Origin of the sequence: Paenibacillus sp. GSMTC-2017, assembly GCF_016019935.1 — a bacterium.
Taxonomy (GTDB): Bacteria; Bacillota; Bacilli; order Paenibacillales; family Paenibacillaceae; genus Pristimantibacillus.
Genome location: NZ_JAECMT010000004.1, coordinates 595973 through 620901, shown reverse-complemented (window position 1 = coordinate 620901; position 24929 = coordinate 595973). Strand labels below are relative to the sequence as shown.

Here is a 24929-nt window from a genome sequence, read left to right as displayed (position 1 = left end):
CACTCTATTCAAATTATAGATCTATCATTGATTATTCATCTTTTCCAAACTATACCAAATATATTCGACGATCTGTTATCGGAGTCCTTTAGGACTCCGATTCACGCCATACTTCTGCACCAAGTTTAGATAAGTTTTCTACTAAATGATCATAACCACGATCAATGTACTCCACACCAGTAATTTCAGTAACACCATCTTCAACCGTCAGCGCAGCAACAACTAAGGCTGCTCCTGCACGCAAATCTGCTGCATTTACTTTCGCAGCGTTGAGTTTGCCGCCTTCGATTACTGCAGAGCGACCTTCAACTCGAATGTCAGCGCCCATACGAACTAGCTCTGGCACATGTTTAAACCTTGTACCATATACATAGTCTGTAAGAATACTTACACCATTCGCTTGCGTAAGTAGCGTAGTCATTGGTGATTGTAGATCTGTAGGAATACCAGGATACACTAATGCTTTTACATCAATAGCCGTATAATTTGGCCCGCCCACAATCCGGATAGACTCATCCATCTCGATGACCTGCACACCCATTTCTTCCAGCTTAGCAGTCATTGCTTCCAAATGTTTAGGAATTACATTATCAATAAGGACATCACCGCGAGTAGCAGCGGCAGCAATCATATAAGTTCCTGCTTGGATACGATCGGGAATAATGGAGTGGCGGCAGCCGTGAAGCTTATTAACGCCTTCAATACGAATTGTTTCGGTACCAGCGCCTTTAATAATTGCGCCCATGGCATTTAGGAGAGTAGCTACATCTATAATTTCAGGCTCTTTTGCCGCGTTTTCTATAATTGTTGATCCTTTGGCTCTTGAAGCCGCCAGCATAATATTAATCGTTGCACCAACACTAGCTACATCCAAATAAATTTTTGCTCCACGCAATTCCTTTGCGGCTATGCGAATGGATCCATGATCATTTGTTACAGTTGCCCCTAATGCTTCAAAACCTTTAATATGCTGATCAATCGGACGTGGTTCAAAATTACAACCTCCAGGAAGGCCAATCGTTGCTTCACCAAATCGTCCCAACATAGCTCCCATTAAATAATAGGATGCTCTTAACAATTTCACTTTTCCATTAGGCATCGGTTTTGATGTTAACTGTGAAGGATCGATCTTCATCGTATCTCCATCACGTGACACAACTGCACCTAACTCTTGCAATATTTCACTATACACCGCTACATCACTGATGAGCGGCAAGTTATCAAGTATAACTTCTGACTCAGCCAAAATGGAAGCTGGAACTAACGCAACAGCGCTGTTCTTCGCACCACTGATCTGAACGGTCCCTCGTAACGGCCGTCCACCGCGTATCATTAATTTCTCCATGAAATCGTTGATCCTCCCGTTAATTGGAAGAGAACAAAGGAAAAACCGCCGCAGCAAGCAGGATCAGGTATTGCCTGGTTCAGCCTGCATGCCTTTATCAGGCGGTTTGTCCTCCTTTGTTCCTGTTGCTTACTTATGCTTGGTTGTTACTTCCGAACAAGCGGATTTTCTCTTGAATAACTGCTTTCATCGCTGCACGTGCAGGAGTCAAGTATTTACGTGGATCAAATGCTTCGGCGTTAGCGTCAAGTACTTCACGAATTGTTTTTGTGAAAGCAACTTGGTTCTCAGTGTTAACGTTGATCTTGCCTACGCCAGCTTGGATCGACAAACGAATTGCTTCGTCTGGAACGCCTGAACCGCCGTGCAATACAACTGGTACTGGAATCGCGTCAGCAACTTTTTGGATTATATCGTAATGAATTTTAGGCTCGCCTTTGTACATACCGTGAGCTGTTCCGACTGCAATAGCAAGACAGTCTACACCAGTTTCTTCGTAGAAACGGATAGCTTCCTCAGCATTAGCAAGCTTAGCATCAGCTTCATCTACACTTAGGTCATCCTCAACGCCGCCGATTGTTCCGAGCTCTCCTTCTACGGAAACGCCCATTGCGCGCGCTGCTTTTACAACTTCTTTAGTTAGTGCAATATTTTCTTCAAGGCCATAGTGCGAGCCATCGAACATTACGGATGAGAAGCCAGCGCGGATACATTTCATAGCAACTTCAAAGCTGCTACCATGATCAAGGTGAAGCGCGATTGGCAATCCGGATTTCTTAGCTGCTGCTTGAGCCATAGCGACTGTAAATTCGATACCCATATACCTTAGAGCGCCTTCGCTAACTCCATAAATAAATGGAGAGTTTTCTTCCATGGCAGCCTCAACAGTAGCTTGGGCGAATTCAAGGTTGTTCATGTTGAATTGACCTACTGCGAATTTGTTTGCTTTTGCTTTAGGCAAAAACTCATTCATTGAAACGAGTGACATAGTAGTGGTTCCTCCTATTATTAACTTTCTGTCTCAAGCCTGTTCCGACTTGTCATTCTGAGTCATTATATCATATTGAACCTCTAAATAGTAAAGCTTGTTTCATTCTATAACAAAAAAAACGGCATCGCAGCTTAATTCAGCCACAATGCCGTACCAATTATTTTAGGATCCAATTGCAAAGCGTGTAGAGGAGTTTCCACCATTTAGGTGACGATTCACTTCGATTCTCATCTCATCGATATCGAATGGTTTCGTAAAGTGCATAAGTGCGCCTAAATCGGTAGCTTCTTTAATCATATCAAGCTCTCCATAAGCTGTCATCATAATGACTTTGATGGAAGGGTCCATTGCCTTGATATGCTTTAAGATTTCGAGTCCATCCATGCCAGGAATTTTCATATCCAATAAAACCAGATCGGGAGCTTCACTTTTCACAATTTCCAAAGCGATCTTACCGTTCGGGGCTTGAAATGTGTTATAACCTTCGCTGTTAAATACTTCTAAGAGAAGGATGCGTATTCCGTTCTGATCATCAACTATTAGTACCTTCTTCTTTTCCAACCTTCATCTACCCCCCTACAACTGAATCTCGTTATAAAAATGTTGGACAACTTCCCATATTTTTTATATACATTCGTGAAGTCTAGGGTAAACTCCTTCTATTGTCTACAAAAAATTGCTGAAAATGAAAGGAAGTTAGAGATTGAAGCAATAAATGGATATATTATTGCTCCGAGTAAGTTTGAGCCGCTTGAACGAAACCTTTAAACAAAGGTTGCGGACGGTTCGGTCTGGATGTAAATTCTGGATGGAATTGAACAGCCAAGAACCATGGGTGTCCCGCTAATTCCACCATCTCTACAAGACGGCCATCTGGTGATGTACCAGAAATGTGTAGTCCAGCTGCTTCAATCGCTTCACGATATTCGTTATTGAACTCGTACCGGTGGCGATGACGCTCATACACCAGCTCATCGTTATATTCACGTGCTGCAAGTGATTCAGGAGCAATTTTGCATGGGTACAAGCCAAGACGCATCGTTCCACCCATATCTTCGATATCCTTTTGATCTGGCAACAGATCAATAACTGGATAAGGAGTAGAAGAGTTGATTTCTGAACTGTTCGCGTTCGCCAAACCAACAACGTTACGAGCATACTCGATAACAGCAACTTGCATACCTAGACAAATACCGAAGAACGGTACATTTTGCTCACGAGCATGACGAATCGCACAAATTTTACCTTCGATACCACGATCTCCGAAACCACCAGGCACTAGAATGCCATGTACGCCTTGAAGCTTGTCTGCTACGTTTGCATCCGTCAACAACTCTGCATCTACCCAACGGATTTTGATCTCTGAATCTACAGCGATACCTGCATGACCCAATGACTCTACGATACTTAGGTAAGCATCATGAAGCGCTACATATTTGCCGACAATTGCAATTTCAGTCGTCTTGTGTAGCGATTTCACGCGCTGTACAAGGCTTTCCCACTCGCGCATATCCGGCTGTTCCGTCGTTAGTTTCAAATGGTTAACAACGATTTCATCAAGACCTTCTTCTCTAAGCATAAGTGGTACTTCGTACAATGTGGATGCATCACGGCACTCGATTACCGCGTTTGCATCGATATCGCAGAATAAACCAATTTTACGTTTCATATCATCAGCTAACGGATACTCCGTACGGCAGACAATAACATTTGGCTGAATACCAATGCTACGAAGTTCTTTTACACTGTGCTGAGTAGGCTTTGTTTTCACTTCGCCTGCAGCTTTAATATATGGAATTAACGTTACATGGATATACATAACATTTTCGCGGCCGATGTCGCTCTTGATTTGACGAATGGCTTCAAGGAAAGGAAGACTTTCAATATCTCCTACCGTTCCGCCAATCTCAGTAATAACAACATCCGATCCAGCTTCTCTGCCAGCGCGGAATACACGATCCTTAATCTCATTTGTGATATGAGGGATAACTTGAACCGTTCCTCCCAAATAATCGCCACGACGTTCCTTCGTAATAACGTTGGAATAGATTTTACCTGTCGTAACGTTGTTGTTTTTGGAAAGGTTGATGTCGATAAAACGTTCATAGTGACCAAGGTCAAGGTCAGTCTCTGCTCCATCGTCCGTTACGAATACTTCCCCATGTTGATATGGGCTCATTGTGCCCGGATCTACGTTAAGGTACGGATCGAACTTTTGGATCGTTACTTTCAAACCTCTGTTTTTTAACAATCTGCCTAGAGAAGCAGCTGTTATACCCTTGCCCAAGGATGATACTACGCCGCCGGTTACAAATATATATTTGGTCACTGTGATGTTACCCTCCATGTTCCTATGATTAATATTTAAGTTTGCCCAATTAAGTCGATGTTCAAAAAATCCATTTTTGAAAATGAGGCATTCCAGTAAAAACGCTGAAAATCGGTCATTTTTGAACATTTTCTTAGCAAACAAAGCTTTGTTCTTCTTATCTCTTCAAACAAAAAAAGTGACACCCGTAGCAACGGGGGCACTTTTCTCTTCATGCATATCTTATGCGTTATTTGTTAACCGAATCTTAAGCCCATGCAATAGTTTACTCTGCCCTCATAGGACATGTCAAGCGAAAACAACTTCGGTTTACGACTACTTCTCGTCTTCCTCATCGTCTTCGTCACTATCATCTTCCTCGTCCGCATCGTCAGTGTCTAATTCGCCACTAACTTCTTCGTCGAGGTCTTCGTCTTCGATATCTACTTCTTCTTCGACTTCTTCTTCTGTTTCTTCGAAGTCCTCATGGTCTTCGTCGAATACATCGTAGTCTTCTTCGTCTGCTGCATATGTTTCTTCTTCTTCGTCAGCAAACACATCATCGTCTTCCAAATCATCATCATCGTTGATGATACGTGTACGTTTTGCGTTACCTACAGGATCTTCAGAACGCTCTACTGGGTACCAGCGCTTCAGTCCCCACATATTGCTACCAACGCAAGCAAATCGGCCATCAATGTTGATCTCCGTGTATACTTGCGCGATGAATTGATTAATGCCGTCTTGTGATAGACCACGTATCTTAGCGATCTCCATCATTAGATCGCGATAATAGTAAGGCGTATTAGCCGCTTTCAGCACTTCGAACGCCAAATCGACCATAGGCATTTCCTTTATGCGTTCAGGATCCAGCTTTAATGTAAAATTGCTGCCGCTCATATGGACACATCCTCTCTTGCACAGAAATTATGTACTCGTTCATTTCGTAATTTAAGTTAGTCAAAGTATAGTAAAACCTATTTCTTGCAAAAAAGCAAGCGGAGCAGCCCTAAGCAAAAAGCGAAGGGGGGTCTCCCTTCGCTTTGACTGTATCCATCCGACAAAGCCGCTAGCGGACTTATCGGAGATGCAAGAGCGTTAATAGCTCCTCATTCATCCTATGTCTTAATTTCATTTTTGACACGGCATGAGGCCTATTTATGTGAAAAAGGGCAGGTTGCTCATGCAGCTTGATTGATCACTTCATAGAATAGTGCAGCATCGTCCTTCGGGAGGGGAAGCACTTAATGGATACTGCCGCATTGATTCGTTGTTTACAGCAAGCTATGTCAAATAGTACCTCCACGACAACAAAAAGAATTGTACGCTTCCAATACGGTAGCGAGTATCGAAGCTTCCTCCGCAAGTTGTCGCAGGAACCAAATTCCTCATCACTTCTAAAATCAATTAAACCGATGCCCATCATTTCGGGCTTTTCTTGCAGGCTACCGTCTGAGGTTACGCTAGATACCGGACGAATATGGATTGAGAAGGATTGCGAAATTAGCTTCAGCCCTTCCAGCCAAAGATCGCCAGCTATCGACAACGGAATTCCTTGGGGTATTCAGCAGATCAAAGCACCACATGCGTGGAGCGTAACGACCGGACATCGCGTTAAAGTTGGTGTAATTGATACCGGAGTTGATTTCAACCATCCTGATATTCGCCATTCACTCCTTCGTGGTATTAATCTGATTAGCCGAAGCAAACCTCCTTATGATGACAACGGCCATGGCACTCATATTGCTGGCACAATAGCAGCAGCGAACCAAATGCAAGGAATGATCGGTGTTGCTCCCAGAGCACTCATTGCCCCTGTCAAAGCGTTCGACCATAACGGCAGTGCCTTTGTCTCTGATATCGTTCTAGGCATCGAATGGTGCGTTAGGAATGGGATGGACGTCATCAATATGAGCTTTGGAATGAAAACAAGAAGTAAGTCCTTACTTGGTGCAGTAACGAGCGCGTACAATTCGGGCATTATTATCGTTGCTTCTTCCGGCAATGACGGAAGGCAGCGTTATGTCGATTACCCTGCTCGCTATCCACAAACGATATCCGTCGGTGCCACAAACAGGCTTCGGCGTATTGCTCCGTTCAGCAATAAAGGTGCGTACATCGACATTTATGCCCCTGGAGACAAAATAACCTCTGCTTGGCTACGTGGTAATTATAACGAAATGAGTGGAACTTCTATGGCAACTTCACATGTAAGTGGAGCTATTGCCCTTCTGCTGTCACTTCGACCAGGACTATCTCCTAGCGAAATAAAAGCAATTATGAAAAGGTCTATGCAGCCTTTAAAGAGTAGCAAGACTCGTCGGTCGGTTGGCGAGCTTGATGTCTTACGAATGCTACAAGCCGCAGAGAAGTTCTAACTAGGTTGAAAGGCTATAGGGTCAGAAATGATCATTCTTAAGCAAATAAGCAAACAGCCATCTGATGATCAGATTGGTTGTTTGCTTATTTGCATTTATCTGTTCTTCCTAACTACATTAGAAAAAACTTATCTTTCTCAAAGAAACTTTCGAACGTTCTTACAGTATATACCAATGATTATAGCCCCTATATAAAGGAGAGTGAACGATATTAAAAAGTTCGTATTGGGATTGTTGTGTGGAATGGCCTTGCTTGCGGGTACAGCGGCCGTAGCCTCTAACGAGATTAAAGCACTTCTAAGCTCTATTCACGTTAGCTTTCAGTTGAATGGGCAGTCAAGTACGCTTGATTCTGCTAAAGACGGGCAAGTTTTGAATTATAAAGGTCAGCTCTTTGTACCTTTGCGTACGTTCGCAGAGAAGATGGGCGGAGCCGTTTATTATCACCCCGCACAGAATGGCTCTAAAGGGTCAGTAGAAATATTTTATGAAGATGACCGTGACCTGCCTATTCAAGATAAAGACGGTTACGTTAGGATGGGCCATTTGGATTTGAAATTCGCTCAAACCCTCGATGTTTTTACCCCATACATAGAGAAGGGGATTATAAAGTTTAATAAAAGCATTCCTGCTGACAAAGATATCGTCCTCGCCTTACTGGATAGTAGCGGCAAGCAAGTAGCAGTTTCTGGACCAATAAAGTTGGATAATTACAAAGTCTCTCAAATGGGAAAAGGTGACATCTCTACCTTTGAAACAATATTCCCTTATGTGACTGCTAATAAAAACTATAAATTGGACATTCAAATCGTACCGAAACAAGCTTGGTCCTATACACACTATTCTGTTGATGCAGTTGTTCAAGGTGCTGGCGGTATAAACGGATTCCCTCTTGGTATGATCATTTCCAACGAATCGAGCAGTACAACCACAAAAGGTACAATACACGAGATAGAAGTTGATATATTGAACTTAAAAGATGACGATCACATCGTAATCTCTAAGCCTGCAACATTTGAAATAGAAATTTCACAAAACAAAGATGGAAAATCTCAACTGATTCGAACAATAAAAACGAAGCCCTTATCTGGAACAATTTATTGGAAAAAAGGAGCTGTCAAAACAACAGTTGCCTGGGATGAGAAGGACAATAAGGGTAAATCAGTTACGCCTGGCGAATATTTTATATCCATAAAACTACCTACCACAATTGAAGGCACTATGGCGAGCACTCCCAAAGACGTCGTGACTTTCACGCTGGAGCCTTCAATGCAAACTATGCAACGTCCAATTACTGTAAAGTAATTGGCTCATTCTTCTTAATGTATATATCAATTGCGATTAGCTAAGATACCGTTAAATTCACACTCGAGCCTTCGATGCAAACCCAACAAACAGTATTGGTAAAGTAGTTGATACATTAGTATATAAGTGCTATCAATAAAAACGAAAGGCCGTCCTCCTAAATAGGAGGACGGCCCTTCGTTTTTATGTTAATACTAGCTTACATCCGATCAGGTGCAGAAACACCTACAAGGCGAAGTACGTTCGCGATTGCGACGCGAACTGCCCCTAGCAATGCCAAACGAGCGGCTGTCTGCTCGGAGTCTTCCGTAATAACGCGCTCTGCACGGTAGTAGCTGTGTAGCTGAGAAGCCAGCTCGTACACGTAGCGAATTAGACGATGCGGCGCATATTGGGCAGCAGCATCGGTAATCTCTTGCGGCAATTCGCCAATTTTGCGGAGCAAATCATATTCAGCTTCAGTATTAAGCTTCTCGAAGCTAATGCTGCTCGGATCAGCAAGTGTAATACCTTGCTCCTCAGCTTGTCTGAAGATACTGCAAATACGAGCATGAGCGTATTGAACATAGAATACTGGATTTTCATTGGACGTCGAAATCGCTAGATCCATATCGAAATCTAGGTGGGAGTCCATACCTCTCATTGAGAAGAAGTAACGGATTGCATCGATACCTACTTCATCCATCAGATCTTCCATCGTTACCGCTTTACCTGTACGCTTGGACATCTTCATCTTCTCGCCGTTTTGGAACAAGCTGACCATCTGCGCGATTAGAACGGTTAATTTACCTGGATCGTTGCCAAGCGCCTCCATAGCAGCCTTCACACGAGGAATGTAGCCATGGTGGTCTGCCCCCCAAATGTTGATCATGCGATCAAAGCCACGACCATACTTGTCACGGTGATAAGCGATATCTGGTGTTAAATAAGTGTAGGAGCCATCATTTTTGACAAGTACGCGGTTTTTGTCGTCACCGAAAGTCGTCGTTGCAAGCCATGTCGCTCCTTCTTCTTCGTAGACATGTCCAGAAGCTCTAAGCGCTTCTAGCCCTTGCTCTACTTGTCCGCTTTCATAGAGAGCCGTTTCGCTGTACCATACATCGAACCCAACACGGAATCTGCCAAGATCGCGTTTGATCTTATCAAGCTCCTTCTCGAGTCCAAAGCTGCGGAAATAAGTAAAACGTTCCTCATCAGACAATGAAAGAAGACGTTCGCCCTCTTGCTCTGCTAAACCTTTGGCAAACACGATAATATCTTCGCCATAGTAACCATCCTCAGGAAGTTCAACGTTCTGACCAAGTGCTTGGCGATAACGAGCTTCTAGCGACTTAGCTAAGTTCTCAACTTGCTTGCCAGCGTCATTAATATAGTATTCGCGTGTCACATCATAACCAGCGAAGTCTAGTACGTTACAAAGTGAGTCACCAACTGCTGCACCTCTAGCATGTCCAAGATGCAAACTGCCTGTTGGGTTTGCACTAACAAACTCTACTTGTACGCGCTCGCCATTACCTACTGATACACGTCCGAAATTTTCTCCCGCTTCAAGCGCTTCCGCTACAACAGGATACAAATAGCTTTTGTCCATACGGAAGTTAATGAAGCCCGGTCCAGCAATTTCAGCAGACTGAATCGATGCACTCTTCAAGTCAAGATGCTCAATAATAGCTTCCGCGATTTGGCGCGGATTTTTTTTCGCTAGTTTTGTAAGTTGCATAGCAGCATTCGTCGCTAGATCACCATGTGTTTTGTCCTTTGGTACTTCTAGAACAAACAACGGCAATTCCTCTCTAGCAGCTAAACCAGCAGCTACTGCTGCGTCTGCAATTGCTCCCTTTACTTGCTCATACATTTTCTCTAATACATTTCCATTCGTACTCATGCTTCATGATCCTCCTGTATATGGAGACGGATGTGAAACCGCCCCGACATTTGTTCACTTACAAACAACTCATAACGCCACTCCAGCGTAAATGGCGGCGAAGATGGCAATAGCGGGTTGTTATGATCAACGCTCGCTTTGGCATGCATAACAAGTAACTTCGTGTGCGTTTCAAGATTGAATGCAGCTGCAGCGGAACGATAAGTACCACTTCTGCTCTGACCAGCCACGAATAACTGCTCCGATTGCACCGCACCGCTTCGTTTAATCGATAGCTCATTCGGCGAATAACGAATAAGAGATCGCGTCGCCTCATCTTCTGCGTATCGAATGAAGATTGACTTTTGTTTACGGAACCACTCGCCTTTATAACGATGCGTCCCCTTCTCTCCATCCACTTTACTCTCAAGTATAATGATGGCCTTGCCACTATCCTTCATAATCTACTCCCGCTTATCTATCTTCTTATCTGTTAATACTATAACTCATGACGAACATCACTTCATCATCAAAATAAAACTTGTCTTATATTAAAATGGAGATTGGCCCGATTTAGATTCGAACTACTTCGCATTATACCATCTGTTTAGCCGCTCGAGCGAACGCTTTTACTTGAAGCAATATCGCTATTTAACTGTGTTTAACTTATTCATTCGAAACTAAGCTCATCATTTGTAAAAGGAACAATTATACGCCATGCGTTAATCCGGTCCTCGAGCGAACGCATATACTTTGTTGGAATAGGGCTCGTAGAGGGCAGCTTCAGTAACGTGACCTCTTTAAGCACCGGATGTTCCCGAAAGTTCTTTTGAAAAGTATCATAAGCCTTACTTCCGTTAAACGCGATACACCGAATATCGGGATATTGAATTAACAAGTTCGGAATGTCGTTTAGTAACTCACCTTTAATATTAACATCAAGGCTACCTTCTCGTTCGCAGGAGGCAATAACATCCCATAGTGACAATCGATGGCTCTGCAGGAACGTTATTCGATTTTCATATATAGGGTCAGGCGCAGGATATTCGTCTTCGGTACTTTCTCGTACCTGAAACAGACCGTATACAACACGCCAAAAATAATTTTGTGGATGTCCGTAAAACTGTCCGTGTTCGAGCGACTTCACGCTTGGTGCAGTTCCAGCAATTAACACTTTCGCTCGTTCATCTATAAGAGGTGGAAAAGAAAAAATACGCGACAATGTTGTCGCCCCCTTTCATTTCTCCATTATATCCTACAGTTACAGGCTCATACGGAATATAGAAGCTGGGACGTAAGAAGCCCGAATTCGGCATAGACCGAATCGGGCTCTTCGTTTTGCTTTTCAAATCGCTAAGGCGTTTGAAGCAGCTTATTTCACTAGATCTTCTACAAACTTAGGAAGAACAAACGCCGCTTTGTGCAGGCGAGGTGTGTAATACTTTGTATCGATTTCAGGGATAGAAGCTTCCTCCACTTGAAGTGGATCATGCTTTTTGCTTCCCATTGTGAATGTCCACAGACCACTTGGGTAAGTAGGAATGTTCGCACCGTATACACGTACGATAGGGAACACTTCTTTTACATCCTTGTTTACGCTTTGAATAAGGTCAGCTTTGAACCAAGGGTTGTCCGTTTGAGCAACGAAGATACCATCTTCTTTCAATGCTTCGTAGATGCCTTGGTAGAAACCGCGAGTGAACAGGTTAGCCGCTGGACCAACTGGTTCAGTGGAATCAACCATAATAACATCATACGTATTTTTATGATCATGGATATGCATAAATCCATCGTTTACAAGTACTTCTACGCGCGGGTTGTCAAGCTCACCTGCGATTGATGGCAAATATTTTTTGGAATATTCGATAACTTTGCCGTCTATGTCAACAAGAACAGCCTTTTTCACCTTTGGATGTTTCATTACTTCACGAATAACTCCGCCATCGCCGCCACCTACAACTAGCACGTGCTCTGGATTCGGGTGAGTAAAGAGTACTGGATGGGCAACCATCTCATGGTAGACGAATTCATCTTTTACCGTTGTCATTACCATACCGTCAAGAACAAGCATAGTACCAAACTCTTCCGTCTCAATCATGTCTAGCTGTTGAAAATCCGTTTGTTCGTGTACATACGATTTAGTGATCTTCGCAGTGATACCGAAGTTTTCTGTTTGTTTTTCTGTATACCATAATTCCATGTCGATAATCCCTTCTTTCCTTCAATAGTTCAACCTGTATTATAGTATTTCAAGCTGAAATTGCAACCTTTTACAGGGTAATCCACAAAATTATTTTTTTCAATGAATGTATGAGCGTTACCCGCTAATCATTGCTCCAGTTGATACACCTTTATTTTTAGCTTTCGCTAAGCCAAATAGCAGCACTACAGCCACTAATGCAAACGAGGCACAAGCTAGATATACACTACGATATCCAAAAGCATCTGCAATAACACCAAATAACAAAAATCCTAACATAGAGCCAACTTTATTCGAATTGGAATATAGGTTTGTTGCTGTACCGGGCATCTCTGGCAGAAAGTCTTGGAAGTATGTAATAGCGATCCCCGATGTAATTGAAATGTACGCTGCGCTAAGTATTTGCACAATATAAATATGCCATGGAGAACCCGCAAAAAATAATGTTGTGAAATAAATAAAAGCAATTAGCGCACCTAGTCGAATAAGCCGATCACTTTTCATTCGAGTTGCAAGGTAGCCGAAGCCAAGCATAAAGAATACTTCAAATACGGGTGGGATGCTAAAAATAATTCCGATATGCTCTTTGTTTCCTCCAAGCACCTTCGTCACATATTGAGCCATATTCATCGTACTTAGCGTATTCGCAGTTGAAATGAACGTAAAGGCTATTAAATTAACAAAGATAACTGGCTGGAACACAATTTTCATAAGAGGTACGTTAGAAGCGGCAGTTTTCGGTGCAGTAGCCACCCTGCCTCGATTAAGAAACAATAGTGCAATAACTGCAACAACTGCATTACATGTTGCCGCAACGGCAAACAATCCTACAAAACCTAGATATAGCAATACATAGGCAGCAATTGCGGGCCCAACTGTCCATGACAATGCAAATACGGTACGAAGAATGTTCATATATAGCGGAAGCTGCTTCGCAGGCAGATCAGATCTTGTTAATATTTCTCTTCCAATAGCAAATACTTGCGCAAAGGTAGAAGATGAAATACCTAAGAAGATCGAAGAGATAGCGAGAAGAACGTAGTAATCACGTGAAAAGGCAAATCCAATATAACCAACAACACCTGCAATTGAACACAAAATTAATATAAATTTACGATCAGGCACACGATCGGATAGCTTAGCAATCCAAGTACTAAACACAATGCCACAAATCGAAGATACTAACATGAAAATACCAAACGTTGTATTGCTCATCCCTACTTCGTCGATGCCGAACAAAGAATTAAAAGGTAGTACAAATGCAAAAGAGATACCCAAAAAGATGTTGATCAACATAATAATCGGAAAACCTTGTATGCCCATAGCTGTCTTTGCATGCTGCTTCGTAGATGCAATAATGGTACTCATCCTGTCCCAACTCCTCTATGTCTCTAGTCAAGAGTAGACTACTTCTATTTAACTACACCCTCTACAGTTGTCTATCTCCAAATAACAGTATAATGGATTCAAGATAAAATTGGTTATAAAATACTTCTTTCGCTTAATGAATAGGTCATTCCTCATTTTTCCATACTAGAGGGAGATTCGTTTTATTAAGGAAGGGTGTCAACATCATGAATCAGTCATCGAAGGGGCAAAAAAAGCCTCGTCGTAAGTTAAGGTTTCCTATACTATCCGAGAGACTTCTCCCTTACATGTTGCGTCTGAAAAAATGGTTCCGTCGTGCCTCTATATTAGGAGTCATCGTATTTGTTGCTATTGCAGGTCTATACTTTTACTTGCGTATGCAATCTCTACCTGACTCAACAATAAGTCAAACTTCACAAATGCTTGACCTAAATGGCAACGTTATTGATACGTTCCATGGTGGTGAAAATCGTCGTTCTGTCACTCTGGAGAATATCTCACACTACGTGATCGATGCAACACTTGCTGTTGAAGATCGCCGGTTTTATAACCATGCTGGCTTTGATTTGAAAGGTATGGCACGCGCAGTTGTCGTCAATGTGCAAAGCATGTCAACTAAACAAGGGGCTAGCACATTAACACAACAACTCGCTCGCAATCTATATTTAACCCATGAACGTACATGGCAGCGTAAATTGAAGGAAGCGATGTATACCGCTCAGCTTGAGATGAAATATACGAAAGACGACATATTGGGTATGTATCTGAACCAAATTTATTATGGTCATGGTGCTTATGGCATCGAAGCGGCGGCTAAGCTTTATTTCGGCAAACACGCTTCTGAACTCTCCATTGCTGAGAGTACTATGCTTGCTGGCATACCGAAGGGGCCGAAATATTATTCCCCTTATTTGAATATGAAAAATGCGAAGGACAGACAATTTGTTATTTTGGAAGCGATGAAAGAAGGCGGTTCGATTAATGAAGAACAGGCAGCGTCTGCTTTCGGGGAAGTATTGCAATTCAAGCCACTCAGCACGTTACAGCAAGAAGGATTTGCTCCTTACTTTAGAGACTACATACGCTATCTCGCAGTAGAAAAGTTCGGTATAGATAGTGAGCTGTTGAATAAAGGCGGCATCACAATCTACACGACTCTAGATCAAGAAGCACAAGCCGCGGCTGAGGAATCCATTAATCGTGTCATTCCAGAAAGCTCGACTCAACAAGCTGCACTAATTGCTATCGATCCAAGGAATGGCTATATTAAGGCGTTGGTCGGAGGAAGGGATTATAAAAATAACCAATTTAATCGCGTATTCGCTAGTACACGTCAGCCTGGCTCTACTTTTAAACCGTTTCTTTATTTGACAGCCATTCAGAGCAGCTTTATGTCTCCACTTACACGATTCAAAAGTGAACCAACTGTGTTCTCTTATGATGAAGGCCGTAAAACATATGAGCCACATAATTATAATGATAAATATACAAATGATTATATCGATATGCGACAAGCCATCTCTGGCTCGGACAATATTTACGCTGTAAACACGATCATGACGGTTGGTGCAAACAAGGTCATTGATGCTGCCCGTAAGCTCGGCATTGACAGTCCTATGAATCCTGTCCCTTCCCTTGCACTTGGCACATTTCCTGTTAGTCCGTTCGAGATGGCTTCTGCTTATGGAACTTTCGCAAATGCCGGAGTACATGTTGAGCCCGTTGCCATCCTTCGGATTGAGGATTACAAAGGGCAAGTATTATATGAAGCTAAGGAAACGGCCAATCAGGTGATAACTGCTGCGGAAGCTTATGTGATGACGAACTTAATGGAAAGTGTCTTTGACATGGGGGGGACAGCTCACCGTGTAGCCTCTGTTATTAAACGACCCATAGCCGGAAAAACGGGAACAACTGCGACAGACGCTTGGCTCGTAGGATATACACCGGAGCTGGCTGCTGCCGTTTGGGTTGGTTATGACAAAGATCGTAAGCTTTCTGTTGCGGAAGCACATCGAGCTGCACCGATCTTTGCAAGTTTTATTGAAGGTTCGTTGTCAACTGTTCCTCCAAAATTGTTCGCTATGCCAGAAGGTGTCGTCAACGTTTATATTGATCCTACATCAGGCAAACTTGCTGCCGCTACTTGCCCTAATCGCAGGATGGAAACTTTGCTCGTTGGCACTGTTCCAACGGAGGTATGTGGCTCAATGGCCAGCACCAATGGTACGAGCTCAGGAGGCATCGGTAAGGACAAAAATGAACATCAACGTTCTTGGTGGGATGATTTGAAACGCTGGTGGAAGGACTAAATACGAAACATTTGTCCAATTTATGTGCAAAAAGTGAATTTTCTTTGAACAAACGACATATAATGTGTTATAGTATTGTCAAAGAAAGCACTTACAACCTCTGAATAGGAGTGTTTCATATGACAACCAAAACGATGTCTATTAGCCAAGTTGGTCCATCTAAGTCTGATGTGAAGCGTTTAGTCAATGTGATGACTATCATTGCATGGGGAGTTTTATCGGTTGGCGTTCTATTATGTCTCATTAACTTAAGTCACTTTAGCGATGAGAATATCGGTCTTATGGTTGGAATCGGATTTTTGATCGGCAGTGTTCATATTTATGTGATTGGTACGGCGATTGGCCTAGTACATGCGAGACTAAGCAACAACCAATCAACAACAGAACATTCCAATGAAGAAATTAGATAATTGTTACTAACAATTAATACGAAATAACAAGAAATAACCCTCTCTTCCTTCTAGGAATGAGTGGGTTATTTGTTTATCCTTTCACAAATGATTCAAGTACACCAGCAGCTCCTGCTATAGCAAGCACGAGTAGAACTGGTGAAATAATAGACGGTATTATTACATACGCAATTACTACTATAATAGAAGACCATATGCCTACACACCAATAACATGTTACCAGTCTTCTAAAAAAAGCGCGTATAACTCCACCCTTCTCCTCAATTACAGCAACTATTTTTCCATCTTCATTCGTTTTATATTGTTCCTCCAAAAAAGGTTTTCGAAGAAATGAAGTTATATCATCGAATACGATAAGCCTAGTTAAACGATAACAAGCTAGTATCAACACGATTAATTTCAGCCACGATAGTTCATTGAGCACTATGCTCCACTCCCTTCGAACAATTGAAGCAGGCTAATTCATTGATAGGTTCTTTTCCAGTTGATATGCCTTTACTTATCCTTTCACACTCACATACCGTATAAGAGCAGGTAGTCGACGTTCACCGTTATATTATGAACTAGACATAAGTTTTAGAATAAAGAGCCGAGGTGAAGATAATGATTCATGTGATTCAAACATTGGCTGAACTGGATGCGCAAATAATTCAGTCCCAGTCTATTCCTACTTTTATTTTCAAACACAGTACACGTTGTGGAACAAGTCGAAATGCTCATGCTAGGGTGCAACAATTTATTGAGACGATAACTCAAGAAGGGCACTCATTTCATTTAGTAATGGTACGAGTAATTGAAGAACGAGAAATTTCAAATGAAATATCTCGACGCTTTTCGATTATCCATCAGTCGCCACAAATTCTACTTATTAGAAATGGACAACTCGTTTGGCATGCGTCACATCAGCAGATCGATCCTGCACAAATGAGGCTTGCACTTCTGGGAAAATTATAGTGAAAAGGAATACTTTATATATTTACAAACATTGAACGATAATCGGAACTTTTCCGGTTATCGTTCTTTTGTCTAATACGTGACTAATGTATGTCAGAAAAGAGTCAAATTGTTTACGTAATTGTTAACCCCGAAGTAAATGACGATTAAATCTGCTATGGTATTCGTAAGCTAATATTATCGAGGAGTGGAACCGTGATGAAACGTTATTATCGAATGCTGGCAACCGCGTTCTTCCTGGCGATGATCTCCGTACTGGCAGGTTGCAGTAGCACAGACTACATCGTTCTAAATCCTAAAGGAATGATCGGAGAGACTCAAAAAGACTTGATTATCATTTCAACCTTGTTATGTGCAATCATTATTGTCCCTACCTTAATTTTGACGGCAGTCATCGTCTGGCGCTACCGTGATAAGCCGGGACGTAAAGCACCCTACAAGCCAAATTGGGAGCATAACACAAAATTAGAAGTAACTTGGTGGACTATACCTATCATTATTGTCATTATCCTTGGGGTAATTACTGTTGATTATACGTATAAGCTTGAGCCATCGGTCGCTCTCAAATCCGACAAAGAACCTATTGAGATTCAGGTTACATCTATGGATTGGAAATGGCTGTTCACATATCCAGAAGAGGATATTGCTACAGTCAACTATCTCAAAATTCCAGAAGATGTTCCGATCCGTTTCAAAATAACTTCGGATACAGCGATGAACTCTTTCTGGATTCCGCAGCTTGGCGGTCAAATTTATTCCATGTCAGGTATGGCAATGACCTTGCACCTTCAAGCGGACGAAAAAGGAACCTACTTCGGCTCTGGAGCTAACTTTAATGGTGAGCATTTTGCACAGATGACTTTCAAGACAGATGCTGTCTCCCAAGAGGAATATGATGCTTGGATAAAAGAAGTTAAAGGAAGCTCTCCTTCTCTTACGATGGAAGGTTATGAAAAACTAACAACACCAGGCGCTTCCGAAGTGAAACTATTCTCTAGCTTCCCTGAAGGATTGTTCAACGATATCGTGAGGCAATATGTTGAGGAAGGCAGCAGCGGCGCACATGACAATCATGGTGGCGCAACAGCTGAGCCAACTGAAAAAGATACGAAAAAAGATGCAACAGAAGAAAATAAAGAAAACACCGAGTCAACTAACACAGACGAACATGCGGGGCATTAACGTTACCGTAAACGAAAGGAGCAGTCTTCATGTGGGATAAAATCAAAGATTTTTCATCCGAATTTTTCGTTACGGGCGACCCTCTTATTCTCGGCGCTCAAGTATCGATTGGACTAACGCTAATAGCGATTCTATTCACTCTAACTTATTTTAAAAAATGGCGTTGGCTTTGGACGGAGTGGCTAACTTCTGTCGATCATAAAAAGATCGGTATTATGTATATTATCGCCTCCATCCTAATGTTATTCCGGGGCGGCGTAGATGCTTTGCTAATGCGTGTACAGCTTGCTGCACCTCAGATGGAATTTCTAAATGCAGAACATTATAATCAAATATTTACTACGCATGGCGTAATCATGATCCTATTCATGGCGATGCCACTGATGTTCGGTTTATTTAACGTAATCGTACCTCTCCAAATTGGTGCGCGCGACGTCGCATATCCGTTCCTGAACTCTTTAAGCTTCTGGATGTTCTTCTTCGGAGCTATGTTGTTCAACGTATCCTTTATTATCGGAGGATCGCCGGATGCCGGCTGGCTCGCTTATCCACCGCTTTCGGAGCTGTCAGGCAGTCCAGGTCTAGGCCAAGACTTCTATATTTGGGGTATTCAAATATCCGGTATCGGTTCACTTGCTACAGGTATCAACTTCATCGTTACCATCTTGAAGATGAGAGCTCCTGGCATGAAGCTAATGCAGATGCCAATGTTCACATGGTCAACATTATCTTCATGTATAACGATTTTGTTCGCTTTCCCTATCCTTACCGTAACATTGTTCCTACTATTCCTTGACCGCTACTTAGGTGCACATTTCTTCACCTTAGACGGCGGCGGAAATCCGATGATGTATATTAACCTCATCTGGATGTGGGGACATCCCGAAGTTTATATCGTTGTCCTTCCTGCCTTTGGTATCTTCTCAGAGATCGTATCCACGTTTTCTAAGAAAAAGATATTCGGCTACAAATCAATGGTATTTGCACTTATGTCTATTAGTTTCTTCTCCTTCTTTACTTGGGCGCATCACTTCTTCACGATGGGCTCCGGCGCAGACGTCAATGCGTTCTTCGCTGTCACTACGATGCTGATCGCAATACCGACCGGTGTCAAAGTATTTAACTGGCTATTTACGATGTATCGAGGACGACTATCTTTCCCAACTCCAATGATGTGGACAGTCGCCTTTATCCCATGTTTCGTTATTGGAGGAATGACTGGGGTTATGCTTTCGGTAGCTCCTGCAAACTTCCAGTTCCATAACAGCTACTTCCTGATTGCGCATTTCCATCAGGTTCTTATCGGTGGTGTTGTGTTCGGCTTTTTCGCAGGTCTTTACTACTGGTGGCCAAAAATATTCGGATTCAGACTTCATGAAGGTCTTGGCAAATGGGCTTTCTGGTTCTGGAATATCGGCTTCTACGTCTGCTTCATGCCGCAATATTTACTTGGGTTCGCTGGTATGACTCGCCGCGTGAACGAGTACAATTTCGATATGGGCTGGGAACCGCTAAATGTTCTATCTACTGTCGGTGCTTTCATAATGGGAATAGCATTTATATTCCAAGTGTGGCAAATTGCTCATAGCATTAAGTTTTATAAGAAAGAAACAGATGGAGATGCTTGGGACGGTAGAACGCTCGAATGGTCGATTCCATCTCCTGCTCCAATGTACAACTTTGCTCGTATCCCTCAAGTAACAAGTCAAGACGATTGGTGGGAGAAGAAGTTGCGTAAGGAAAAAGGCGAGGTTGATGCTCCTCATGTTGTTCAAGCAGAGCAAGCACCACTTGAACCGATTCATATGCCGCGCAACTCAGGAATTCCGTTTATTATGTCCGGTTTCTGGTTCGTAGCTGGTTTTGGATTCGTTTGGGATTGGAAATGGATGATTATACCGGGACTTATCGGTATTGTCGTATGTATGCTTGTTAGATCATTCACTTATAATACCGATTATTATATTCCTGTTGATGAAGTAAAGCGGACTGAAGCCGCGGCAAGGGGGGCTCACTAATGGCAGAAGCAATAGATAAACTAGCAGGCGGCAAAGGGCATCCCCCTCAAACCGCTCATGGTGATCATCATGATGATCACCATGATCATGAAGAGATAAAAACATTTGGTTTCTGGCTCTTTCTAATATCGGACGTTATTTTGTTCGGCGTCCTCTTTGCGACTTACATTGTATTGCGTTTCAATACAGCAGGCGGCCCAACGGGTGCGGAACTACTTGAAATGCCAGGTATTATTATTTCTACATTCATCTTGCTTACAAGTAGCTTTACGAGCGGTATTGCTTTGCTTGCGATGAATCGTGGTGACAAGAAAGGCCTCATTACATGGCTGATCATTACCGCACTACTAGGCGCATCCTTTATCTATTTGGAAGTAAATGAATTTATTCACCTTGTACACGAAGGTGCTAATATCGGTACTAGTGCTTATTGGTCAGCGTTCTTCACCCTTGTCGGTACACACGGATTACACGTATCACTTGGTATTGTTTGGATGACTGCTCTTATTATTCAACTTGTTCGCCGAGGCATTACACCAGTAACGAAGCGTAAAGTTAACATTATAAGCTTGTACTGGCATTTCCTTGACGTTGTATGGATCTTCGTCTTCACAATCGTATATTTGATGGGGGTGATGTAGGATGGCGAATCACAATAACTCACATGATGGGCATGGCGCTCACGGAGGCGGTCATAGCGGCTCAATGAAGTCATATGTTATCGGCTTCCTGCTCTCCATCGTTCTTACGATCATCCCGTTAGTTGCCGTTATGAACGATTTGTTCAGTAAGAAAGTAACGACTGTGCTTATTCTTATTATGGCGATTTTGCAATTTGCGGTACAGTTACTGTTCTTCATGCACATTAGAGATGAAGAGAAACCACGTTATAACCTTATGGCGCTTATCTTCGGTCTTGTCATATTGATCACCATCGTTGCAGGATCGATCTGGATTATGACTTACAATGCTGTAGCGGTTTAAATAATGTAGTAAGAGGCACTGCCCAAAAGTAGAACTATCTATTTTTGGGGCAGTGCCTCTTTTTTGCGTTTAAACCGACTTTATCGGGTCACACCAATCATATCTTTCTCACACTTCGTTTTATACTTCAGCGTTACCTGTCTCTAGTCTACTTTGGCTATAACTAAACCATACCTTTTCTATCCAACCTCTCTCATGACATACTAGTTTTACACCTACTACTAAAAATGAAACGGAGCAAATAAAATTGACTATACAATTAAGGGAATTACGTTTGCCGGAAGACTATGGCCCATTAGCAGAGTTGCTGAATAGTTACTACTCAGAACCAACATCTGCCCAAAGGCTGCAGGAAGAGGATGCACAGTTATATGAAGTAGGTCAAACGTCGAAAAATGACGAGGGACTTCTGATCGGTTATGACCGGACTCGCCGTGTAGCTGTAAATGAAAAAGATGAAATTGTAGGATACTTGTGGACTTGGCGAGCGCCGTGGACGGAACCCGGGTACCTTAACAATACGCTTGTTGTAGCAGAATCTTATCGTAATCAAGGTGTTGGCACATTATTGCTACGTCATATGCTCGAATGGGCAGAGGGACTTGGTGCTAGCTCTCTAATGACATCCTTATGGGATGACAATCCAGAATCATTGCACTTCGCAACAACTCGTGGTTTCATCGTTGATCGGCATTATTATCAATCCGTGCTGGACCTAAAAGCGACTACAATTGAAGAAGAAGAGATCGCCCCGGATGCGATGCTTGCATGCAACGGACTCAGACTACTCACTCTAGCTGATGAACCAGGTGAAGAGAGCGAGCGCAAGCTCTACGAGCTAGAAGTATCTACTCTAAAGGATATTCCTGGCCATCTCGGAGACGTGCCCGACTACGATCAATGGTTGAAATGGTATTTAAAGTGTGATGGATTTAAACCTGAGCTTGTTATTATAGCTGCTCACGGTAATCAGTTTATTGGTATGACTAATGTGCTATATATTGAGAAAACAAACGGAATGTATCATGAATATACGGGAGTTCACCGTGCTTATCGCAATAAGAAGGTTGCCTTTGCACTTAAACTAAAAGCAATTGAGCTTGGCAAGCTTCATGGAGCTGACTATATCCGTACAGATAATGACTCCTTCAATGAGCCTATGCTAAAAATTAACCGGACATTAGGGTATGTTCCTCTTCGAGGTTCATTCCGTCTATTAGCTCCGTTCGCTACAGTCGTTGAAGCAACAAGCAATCTAGCAACATAAAAAAGGGGAATTTACAGTGATCAACAATGACCACTGTGAACTCCCCTTTTACTATGAACAGACTAATATCCTAACCCCAATCTTCAATCTTGATGTTCTGAGGCAAAGTCAGTATTAGCCTCGTTTGTGTGCCGTCTGATACAAATACACTTTCATTATGATCGATTGACCTAATCAAAACATACATCGTGGAACCAACAATATTTGTTTGAATGAGAGAGTCATTTACATTGGACATTGGCTCTACTGACCAATTGCGGATTTGTCCTATTAATTGAATATCCTTTGTATTAGCCCTCTCAATCGTAACCCCACCATCCGATTGAACAACGATTTTGTTCACTTCCGTTGGTACAGTTACTTTCTCCGACTCAACAAATGTCGTTCGTTCAGTCGCATGCAACCCTTGCTTCATTTCTTCGATCAAACCAGTAGACATGAGTAATGCAAGTACAACGCTAGCCATACCAATCAGTCCAACAAAAAATATGCTCATCCAATCGTAACGTACGATATTGTTACGGTTACCTGACATTGCTAAGTACAGTAGTAATTCCGTCCCTAACAAAATAAAGATGACAGGAGCAACCCAAGCCAATAGATCATAGATCTCCGTATCCTGCCAAAGCGACACGGCAAACGCTGTACCAATTAGTATCATCGTAATGCCCATCGATAACGATCCGACTCTCCATGTACGCTTACTTGATGGTTGCGTAGCTACCGTTGTTCCCGCTTCAATTGGAGAATTCATTGAGTCTGAATGATTCATCGTTTATCACTCCTCTGCTCCTGAACTACTGTTGTTCTGGATTGCTCATAGGAGCCTGAGCCGATAATGCTTTTGTTTCCGAATGCTAGTCGCATGCCTAATACGATCATAACAAAAGCGATTATCGCTATCGGGAACATATATTTATAGGTCAAGTAGTAGGAATAAATATCCGGGAATACTCTCGACATGATTCGAAGTACGATACGATCTACTATGAAATAGATACCAAACAGCAACATAGCAACGCCAAGCCATCTTTGATAAGGGACGAACATTGGAAGCACAGGCTCATCACTTAACTTTTGACGTTCATAACGAGTGACACTTCCAAGTGCATCAAAAAACGCAAAGCACCAGAACAAAGGTAATATGAACAAGAACAGTGATAACCTGAGCGTATCCATGATATAGATCGCAAGCAGAAAACCAGCCATTAGCTGAAGGCCTCGTTTTTGGAGACCGAGATAAAGATGTCCTGCACCTGGGAAGATCGCTAATGAGATAGCTAAAACCTTGTTCTTCTGACCAGAGGCGATATGTGCCTCGACACCTTCAAATAATGATCGATCCTCGATAAGCTCCCCACGATGTTTAGCATGGATCAAACTAACTGCATCGAATATGCCATAGATCCATATGATAGGCAGTGCGAGTAAAAAGACAAGAATCGCCCCTGAATTCATAATCGCACTGAGGAAGACAATGATCGCAAACAGCCCAATAAACGAAATTAGAAAAGTAATTCCTCGTTGCATAAGACCAAGGTTCATATGACCAAGACCGGGTATTAGCGATAATAAAATCGTCTTTGATTTTTCCTGTTGCTGTTCATAGCTAGTACTATGACTACTAGGATTAAATGTTCCATTTCCACCAGAGCTCGTATAGGATTGCTGTTCAGTAGATGAAAAACTTTCACTTCCCCCGTTATAGCCATTATATGCAGCTGCTTGTTGTCCTCTCGCAAGTCCAGGCGCATTACCTGACATGAGTGTAATGATCATATCAATCATATTGATAATGCCGCTAACTGCTGCAACAAGGAATAGTAAGAAAAAGAACTCCCCTTCTAATGCATTTATAGCACCTAAAAACAGAGCCATTCCTATCGCTCCAAAGAAGCTCCCACCGTAAACCAGAAATCTAACCGGGCGCCCTAAATATGCATGACCGACACCTGGAAGAAAAGAGAGAAAAAAAGCAGTCATTGGACTTTTATTCATACGTATCATTCATTCCTTTCAATAGTTGTAACTAAATCGTATATG

23 protein-coding genes are annotated in these 24929 nt (G+C 42.4%); 10 read left to right on the top strand and 13 right to left on the bottom strand.

The annotated features are described in order from the left end of the window. Positions 1–88: 88 nt before the first annotated feature. From I6N90_RS18815 to rpoE, 5 genes are all read right to left on the bottom strand, one after another. Positions 89–1345 carry a UDP-N-acetylglucosamine 1-carboxyvinyltransferase gene (locus I6N90_RS18815; protein ID WP_197937145.1) on the bottom strand — a complete coding sequence of 419 codons (1257 nt, stop codon included), beginning with the start codon at positions 1343–1345 and terminating at the stop codon, positions 89–91. A gap of 133 nt (positions 1346–1478) precedes the next feature. Then, complete coding sequence (fba, locus tag I6N90_RS18810) at positions 1479–2333, bottom strand: class II fructose-1,6-bisphosphate aldolase (protein WP_197937144.1); 855 nt, start codon at positions 2331–2333, stop codon at positions 1479–1481. A gap of 165 nt (positions 2334–2498) precedes the next feature. Continuing rightward, positions 2499–2897, bottom strand: coding sequence for a response regulator (locus tag I6N90_RS18805; protein ID WP_197937143.1), 399 nt, complete (start codon positions 2895–2897; stop codon positions 2499–2501). A gap of 163 nt (positions 2898–3060) precedes the next feature. After that, positions 3061–4665 (bottom strand): CTP synthase, encoded by a 1605-nt coding sequence (locus I6N90_RS18800; RefSeq protein WP_197937142.1) that lies wholly within the window; start codon positions 4663–4665, stop codon positions 3061–3063. A gap of 315 nt (positions 4666–4980) precedes the next feature. Beyond that, on the bottom strand, positions 4981–5544 hold the full coding sequence (rpoE, locus tag I6N90_RS18795; RefSeq protein ID WP_197937141.1) for a DNA-directed RNA polymerase subunit delta: 564 nt from the start codon (positions 5542–5544) through the stop codon (positions 4981–4983). A gap of 347 nt (positions 5545–5891) precedes the next feature. On the opposite strand from rpoE, the gene I6N90_RS18790 reads away from it, so the two are divergent. Then, a complete protein-coding gene (locus I6N90_RS18790; RefSeq protein ID WP_197937140.1) occupies positions 5892–7022 on the top strand; it encodes a S8 family peptidase in 1131 nt (376 codons plus the stop codon). A 201-nt stretch (positions 7023–7223) separates the two neighbouring features. Beyond that, positions 7224–8327: a hypothetical protein gene (locus I6N90_RS18785; RefSeq protein ID WP_197937139.1), complete on the top strand. Its 1104-nt coding sequence runs from the start codon at positions 7224–7226 to the stop codon at positions 8325–8327. 199 nt (positions 8328–8526) lie between these two features. On the opposite strand, the gene argS is transcribed toward I6N90_RS18785, so the two are convergent. From argS to I6N90_RS18760, 5 genes are all read right to left on the bottom strand, one after another. Continuing rightward, on the bottom strand, positions 8527–10212 hold the full coding sequence (gene argS / locus I6N90_RS18780; protein ID WP_197937138.1) for an arginine--tRNA ligase: 1686 nt from the start codon (positions 10210–10212) through the stop codon (positions 8527–8529). Further along, positions 10209–10652 carry a DUF1934 domain-containing protein gene (locus I6N90_RS18775; protein ID WP_197937137.1) on the bottom strand — a complete coding sequence of 148 codons (444 nt, stop codon included), beginning with the start codon at positions 10650–10652 and terminating at the stop codon, positions 10209–10211. Before I6N90_RS18775 ends, argS begins: the two co-directional genes overlap by 4 nt. Positions 10653–10861: 209 nt before the next feature. Further along, on the bottom strand, positions 10862–11413 hold the full coding sequence (locus I6N90_RS18770; protein WP_197937136.1) for a DNA-deoxyinosine glycosylase: 552 nt from the start codon (positions 11411–11413) through the stop codon (positions 10862–10864). Positions 11414–11563: 150 nt separating this feature from the next. Beyond that, a complete protein-coding gene (gene speE, locus I6N90_RS18765) occupies positions 11564–12391 on the bottom strand; it encodes a polyamine aminopropyltransferase (protein ID WP_197937135.1) in 828 nt (275 codons plus the stop codon). A gap of 117 nt (positions 12392–12508) precedes the next feature. Further along, positions 12509–13759 carry a sugar efflux transporter gene (locus I6N90_RS18760; RefSeq protein WP_197937134.1) on the bottom strand — a complete coding sequence of 417 codons (1251 nt, stop codon included), beginning with the start codon at positions 13757–13759 and terminating at the stop codon, positions 12509–12511. Positions 13760–13965: 206 nt separating this feature from the next. Here I6N90_RS18760 and I6N90_RS18755 point away from each other — a divergent pair, with 206 nt between their 5' ends. Further along, on the top strand, positions 13966–16071 hold the full coding sequence (locus tag I6N90_RS18755) for a transglycosylase domain-containing protein (protein WP_197937133.1): 2106 nt from the start codon (positions 13966–13968) through the stop codon (positions 16069–16071). A gap of 119 nt (positions 16072–16190) precedes the next feature. Beyond that, on the top strand, positions 16191–16481 hold the full coding sequence (locus I6N90_RS18750; RefSeq protein ID WP_197937132.1) for a hypothetical protein: 291 nt from the start codon (positions 16191–16193) through the stop codon (positions 16479–16481). Between the two features lie 73 nt (positions 16482–16554). Here the strand turns inward: I6N90_RS18750 and I6N90_RS18745 are convergent, their stop codons facing one another. Next, the gene (locus I6N90_RS18745) at positions 16555–16905 is read right to left on the bottom strand and encodes a DUF1360 domain-containing protein (protein ID WP_197937131.1); all 351 of its coding nucleotides are present in this window, start codon (positions 16903–16905) and stop codon (positions 16555–16557) included. 179 nt (positions 16906–17084) lie between these two features. On the opposite strand from I6N90_RS18745, the gene ytxJ reads away from it, so the two are divergent. The 6 genes from ytxJ to I6N90_RS18715 all read left to right on the top strand — a co-directional run bounded on the left by ytxJ (position 17085) and on the right by I6N90_RS18715 (position 22886). Then, the gene (gene ytxJ, locus I6N90_RS18740) at positions 17085–17435 is read left to right on the top strand and encodes a bacillithiol system redox-active protein YtxJ (RefSeq protein ID WP_197937130.1); all 351 of its coding nucleotides are present in this window, start codon (positions 17085–17087) and stop codon (positions 17433–17435) included. 198 nt (positions 17436–17633) lie between these two features. Then, positions 17634–18617 carry a ubiquinol oxidase subunit II gene (gene cyoA / locus I6N90_RS18735; RefSeq protein ID WP_197937129.1) on the top strand — a complete coding sequence of 328 codons (984 nt, stop codon included), beginning with the start codon at positions 17634–17636 and terminating at the stop codon, positions 18615–18617. Positions 18618–18646: 29 nt separating this feature from the next. Next, a complete protein-coding gene (locus I6N90_RS18730) occupies positions 18647–20635 on the top strand; it encodes a cbb3-type cytochrome c oxidase subunit I (protein WP_197937128.1) in 1989 nt (662 codons plus the stop codon). Next, the gene (gene cyoC, locus I6N90_RS18725; protein WP_197937127.1) at positions 20635–21276 is read left to right on the top strand and encodes a cytochrome o ubiquinol oxidase subunit III; all 642 of its coding nucleotides are present in this window, start codon (positions 20635–20637) and stop codon (positions 21274–21276) included. The genes I6N90_RS18730 and cyoC overlap by 1 nt, the downstream gene beginning before the upstream one ends. A 1-nt stretch (position 21277) precedes the next feature. Continuing rightward, the gene (gene cyoD, locus I6N90_RS18720; protein WP_197937126.1) at positions 21278–21619 is read left to right on the top strand and encodes a cytochrome o ubiquinol oxidase subunit IV; all 342 of its coding nucleotides are present in this window, start codon (positions 21278–21280) and stop codon (positions 21617–21619) included. Between the two features lie 247 nt (positions 21620–21866). Further along, positions 21867–22886 carry a GNAT family N-acetyltransferase gene (locus I6N90_RS18715; RefSeq protein WP_197937125.1) on the top strand — a complete coding sequence of 340 codons (1020 nt, stop codon included), beginning with the start codon at positions 21867–21869 and terminating at the stop codon, positions 22884–22886. Between the two features lie 70 nt (positions 22887–22956). Here the strand turns inward: I6N90_RS18715 and I6N90_RS18710 are convergent, their stop codons facing one another. After that, on the bottom strand, positions 22957–23658 hold the full coding sequence (locus tag I6N90_RS18710) for a hypothetical protein (protein ID WP_197937124.1): 702 nt from the start codon (positions 23656–23658) through the stop codon (positions 22957–22959). Then, complete coding sequence (locus I6N90_RS18705) at positions 23655–24884, bottom strand: hypothetical protein (RefSeq protein WP_197937123.1); 1230 nt, start codon at positions 24882–24884, stop codon at positions 23655–23657. The genes I6N90_RS18710 and I6N90_RS18705 overlap by 4 nt, the downstream gene beginning before the upstream one ends. Between the last annotated feature and the right edge of the window lie 45 nt (positions 24885–24929).

What these genes read in the sequence shown, in the direction of transcription:
- cyoA (WP_197937129.1), top strand. Translation starts at nt 17,634, where the DNA reads ATGAAACGTTATTATCGAATGCTGGCAACCGCGTTCTTCCTGGCGATG.
- I6N90_RS18815 (WP_197937145.1), bottom strand. Translation starts at nt 1,345, where the DNA reads ATGGAGAAATTAATGATACGCGGTGGACGGCCGTTACGAGGGACCGTT.
- I6N90_RS18755 (WP_197937133.1), top strand. Translation starts at nt 13,966, where the DNA reads ATGAATCAGTCATCGAAGGGGCAAAAAAAGCCTCGTCGTAAGTTAAGG.
- speE (WP_197937135.1), bottom strand. Translation starts at nt 12,391, where the DNA reads ATGGAATTATGGTATACAGAAAAACAAACAGAAAACTTCGGTATCACT.
- I6N90_RS18760 (WP_197937134.1), bottom strand. Translation starts at nt 13,759, where the DNA reads ATGAGTACCATTATTGCATCTACGAAGCAGCATGCAAAGACAGCTATG.
- ytxJ (WP_197937130.1), top strand. Translation starts at nt 17,085, where the DNA reads ATGATTCATGTGATTCAAACATTGGCTGAACTGGATGCGCAAATAATT.
- I6N90_RS18705 (WP_197937123.1), bottom strand. Translation starts at nt 24,884, where the DNA reads ATGAATAAAAGTCCAATGACTGCTTTTTTTCTCTCTTTTCTTCCAGGT.
- rpoE (WP_197937141.1), bottom strand. Translation starts at nt 5,544, where the DNA reads ATGAGCGGCAGCAATTTTACATTAAAGCTGGATCCTGAACGCATAAAG.
- cyoC (WP_197937127.1), top strand. Translation starts at nt 20,635, where the DNA reads ATGGCAGAAGCAATAGATAAACTAGCAGGCGGCAAAGGGCATCCCCCT.
- argS (WP_197937138.1), bottom strand. Translation starts at nt 10,212, where the DNA reads ATGAGTACGAATGGAAATGTATTAGAGAAAATGTATGAGCAAGTAAAG.
- I6N90_RS18750 (WP_197937132.1), top strand. Translation starts at nt 16,191, where the DNA reads ATGACAACCAAAACGATGTCTATTAGCCAAGTTGGTCCATCTAAGTCT.
- I6N90_RS18710 (WP_197937124.1), bottom strand. Translation starts at nt 23,658, where the DNA reads ATGAATCATTCAGACTCAATGAATTCTCCAATTGAAGCGGGAACAACG.
- I6N90_RS18790 (WP_197937140.1), top strand. Translation starts at nt 5,892, where the DNA reads ATGGATACTGCCGCATTGATTCGTTGTTTACAGCAAGCTATGTCAAAT.
- I6N90_RS18775 (WP_197937137.1), bottom strand. Translation starts at nt 10,652, where the DNA reads ATGAAGGATAGTGGCAAGGCCATCATTATACTTGAGAGTAAAGTGGAT.
- fba (WP_197937144.1), bottom strand. Translation starts at nt 2,333, where the DNA reads ATGTCACTCGTTTCAATGAATGAGTTTTTGCCTAAAGCAAAAGCAAAC.
- I6N90_RS18730 (WP_197937128.1), top strand. Translation starts at nt 18,647, where the DNA reads ATGTGGGATAAAATCAAAGATTTTTCATCCGAATTTTTCGTTACGGGC.
- cyoD (WP_197937126.1), top strand. Translation starts at nt 21,278, where the DNA reads ATGGCGAATCACAATAACTCACATGATGGGCATGGCGCTCACGGAGGC.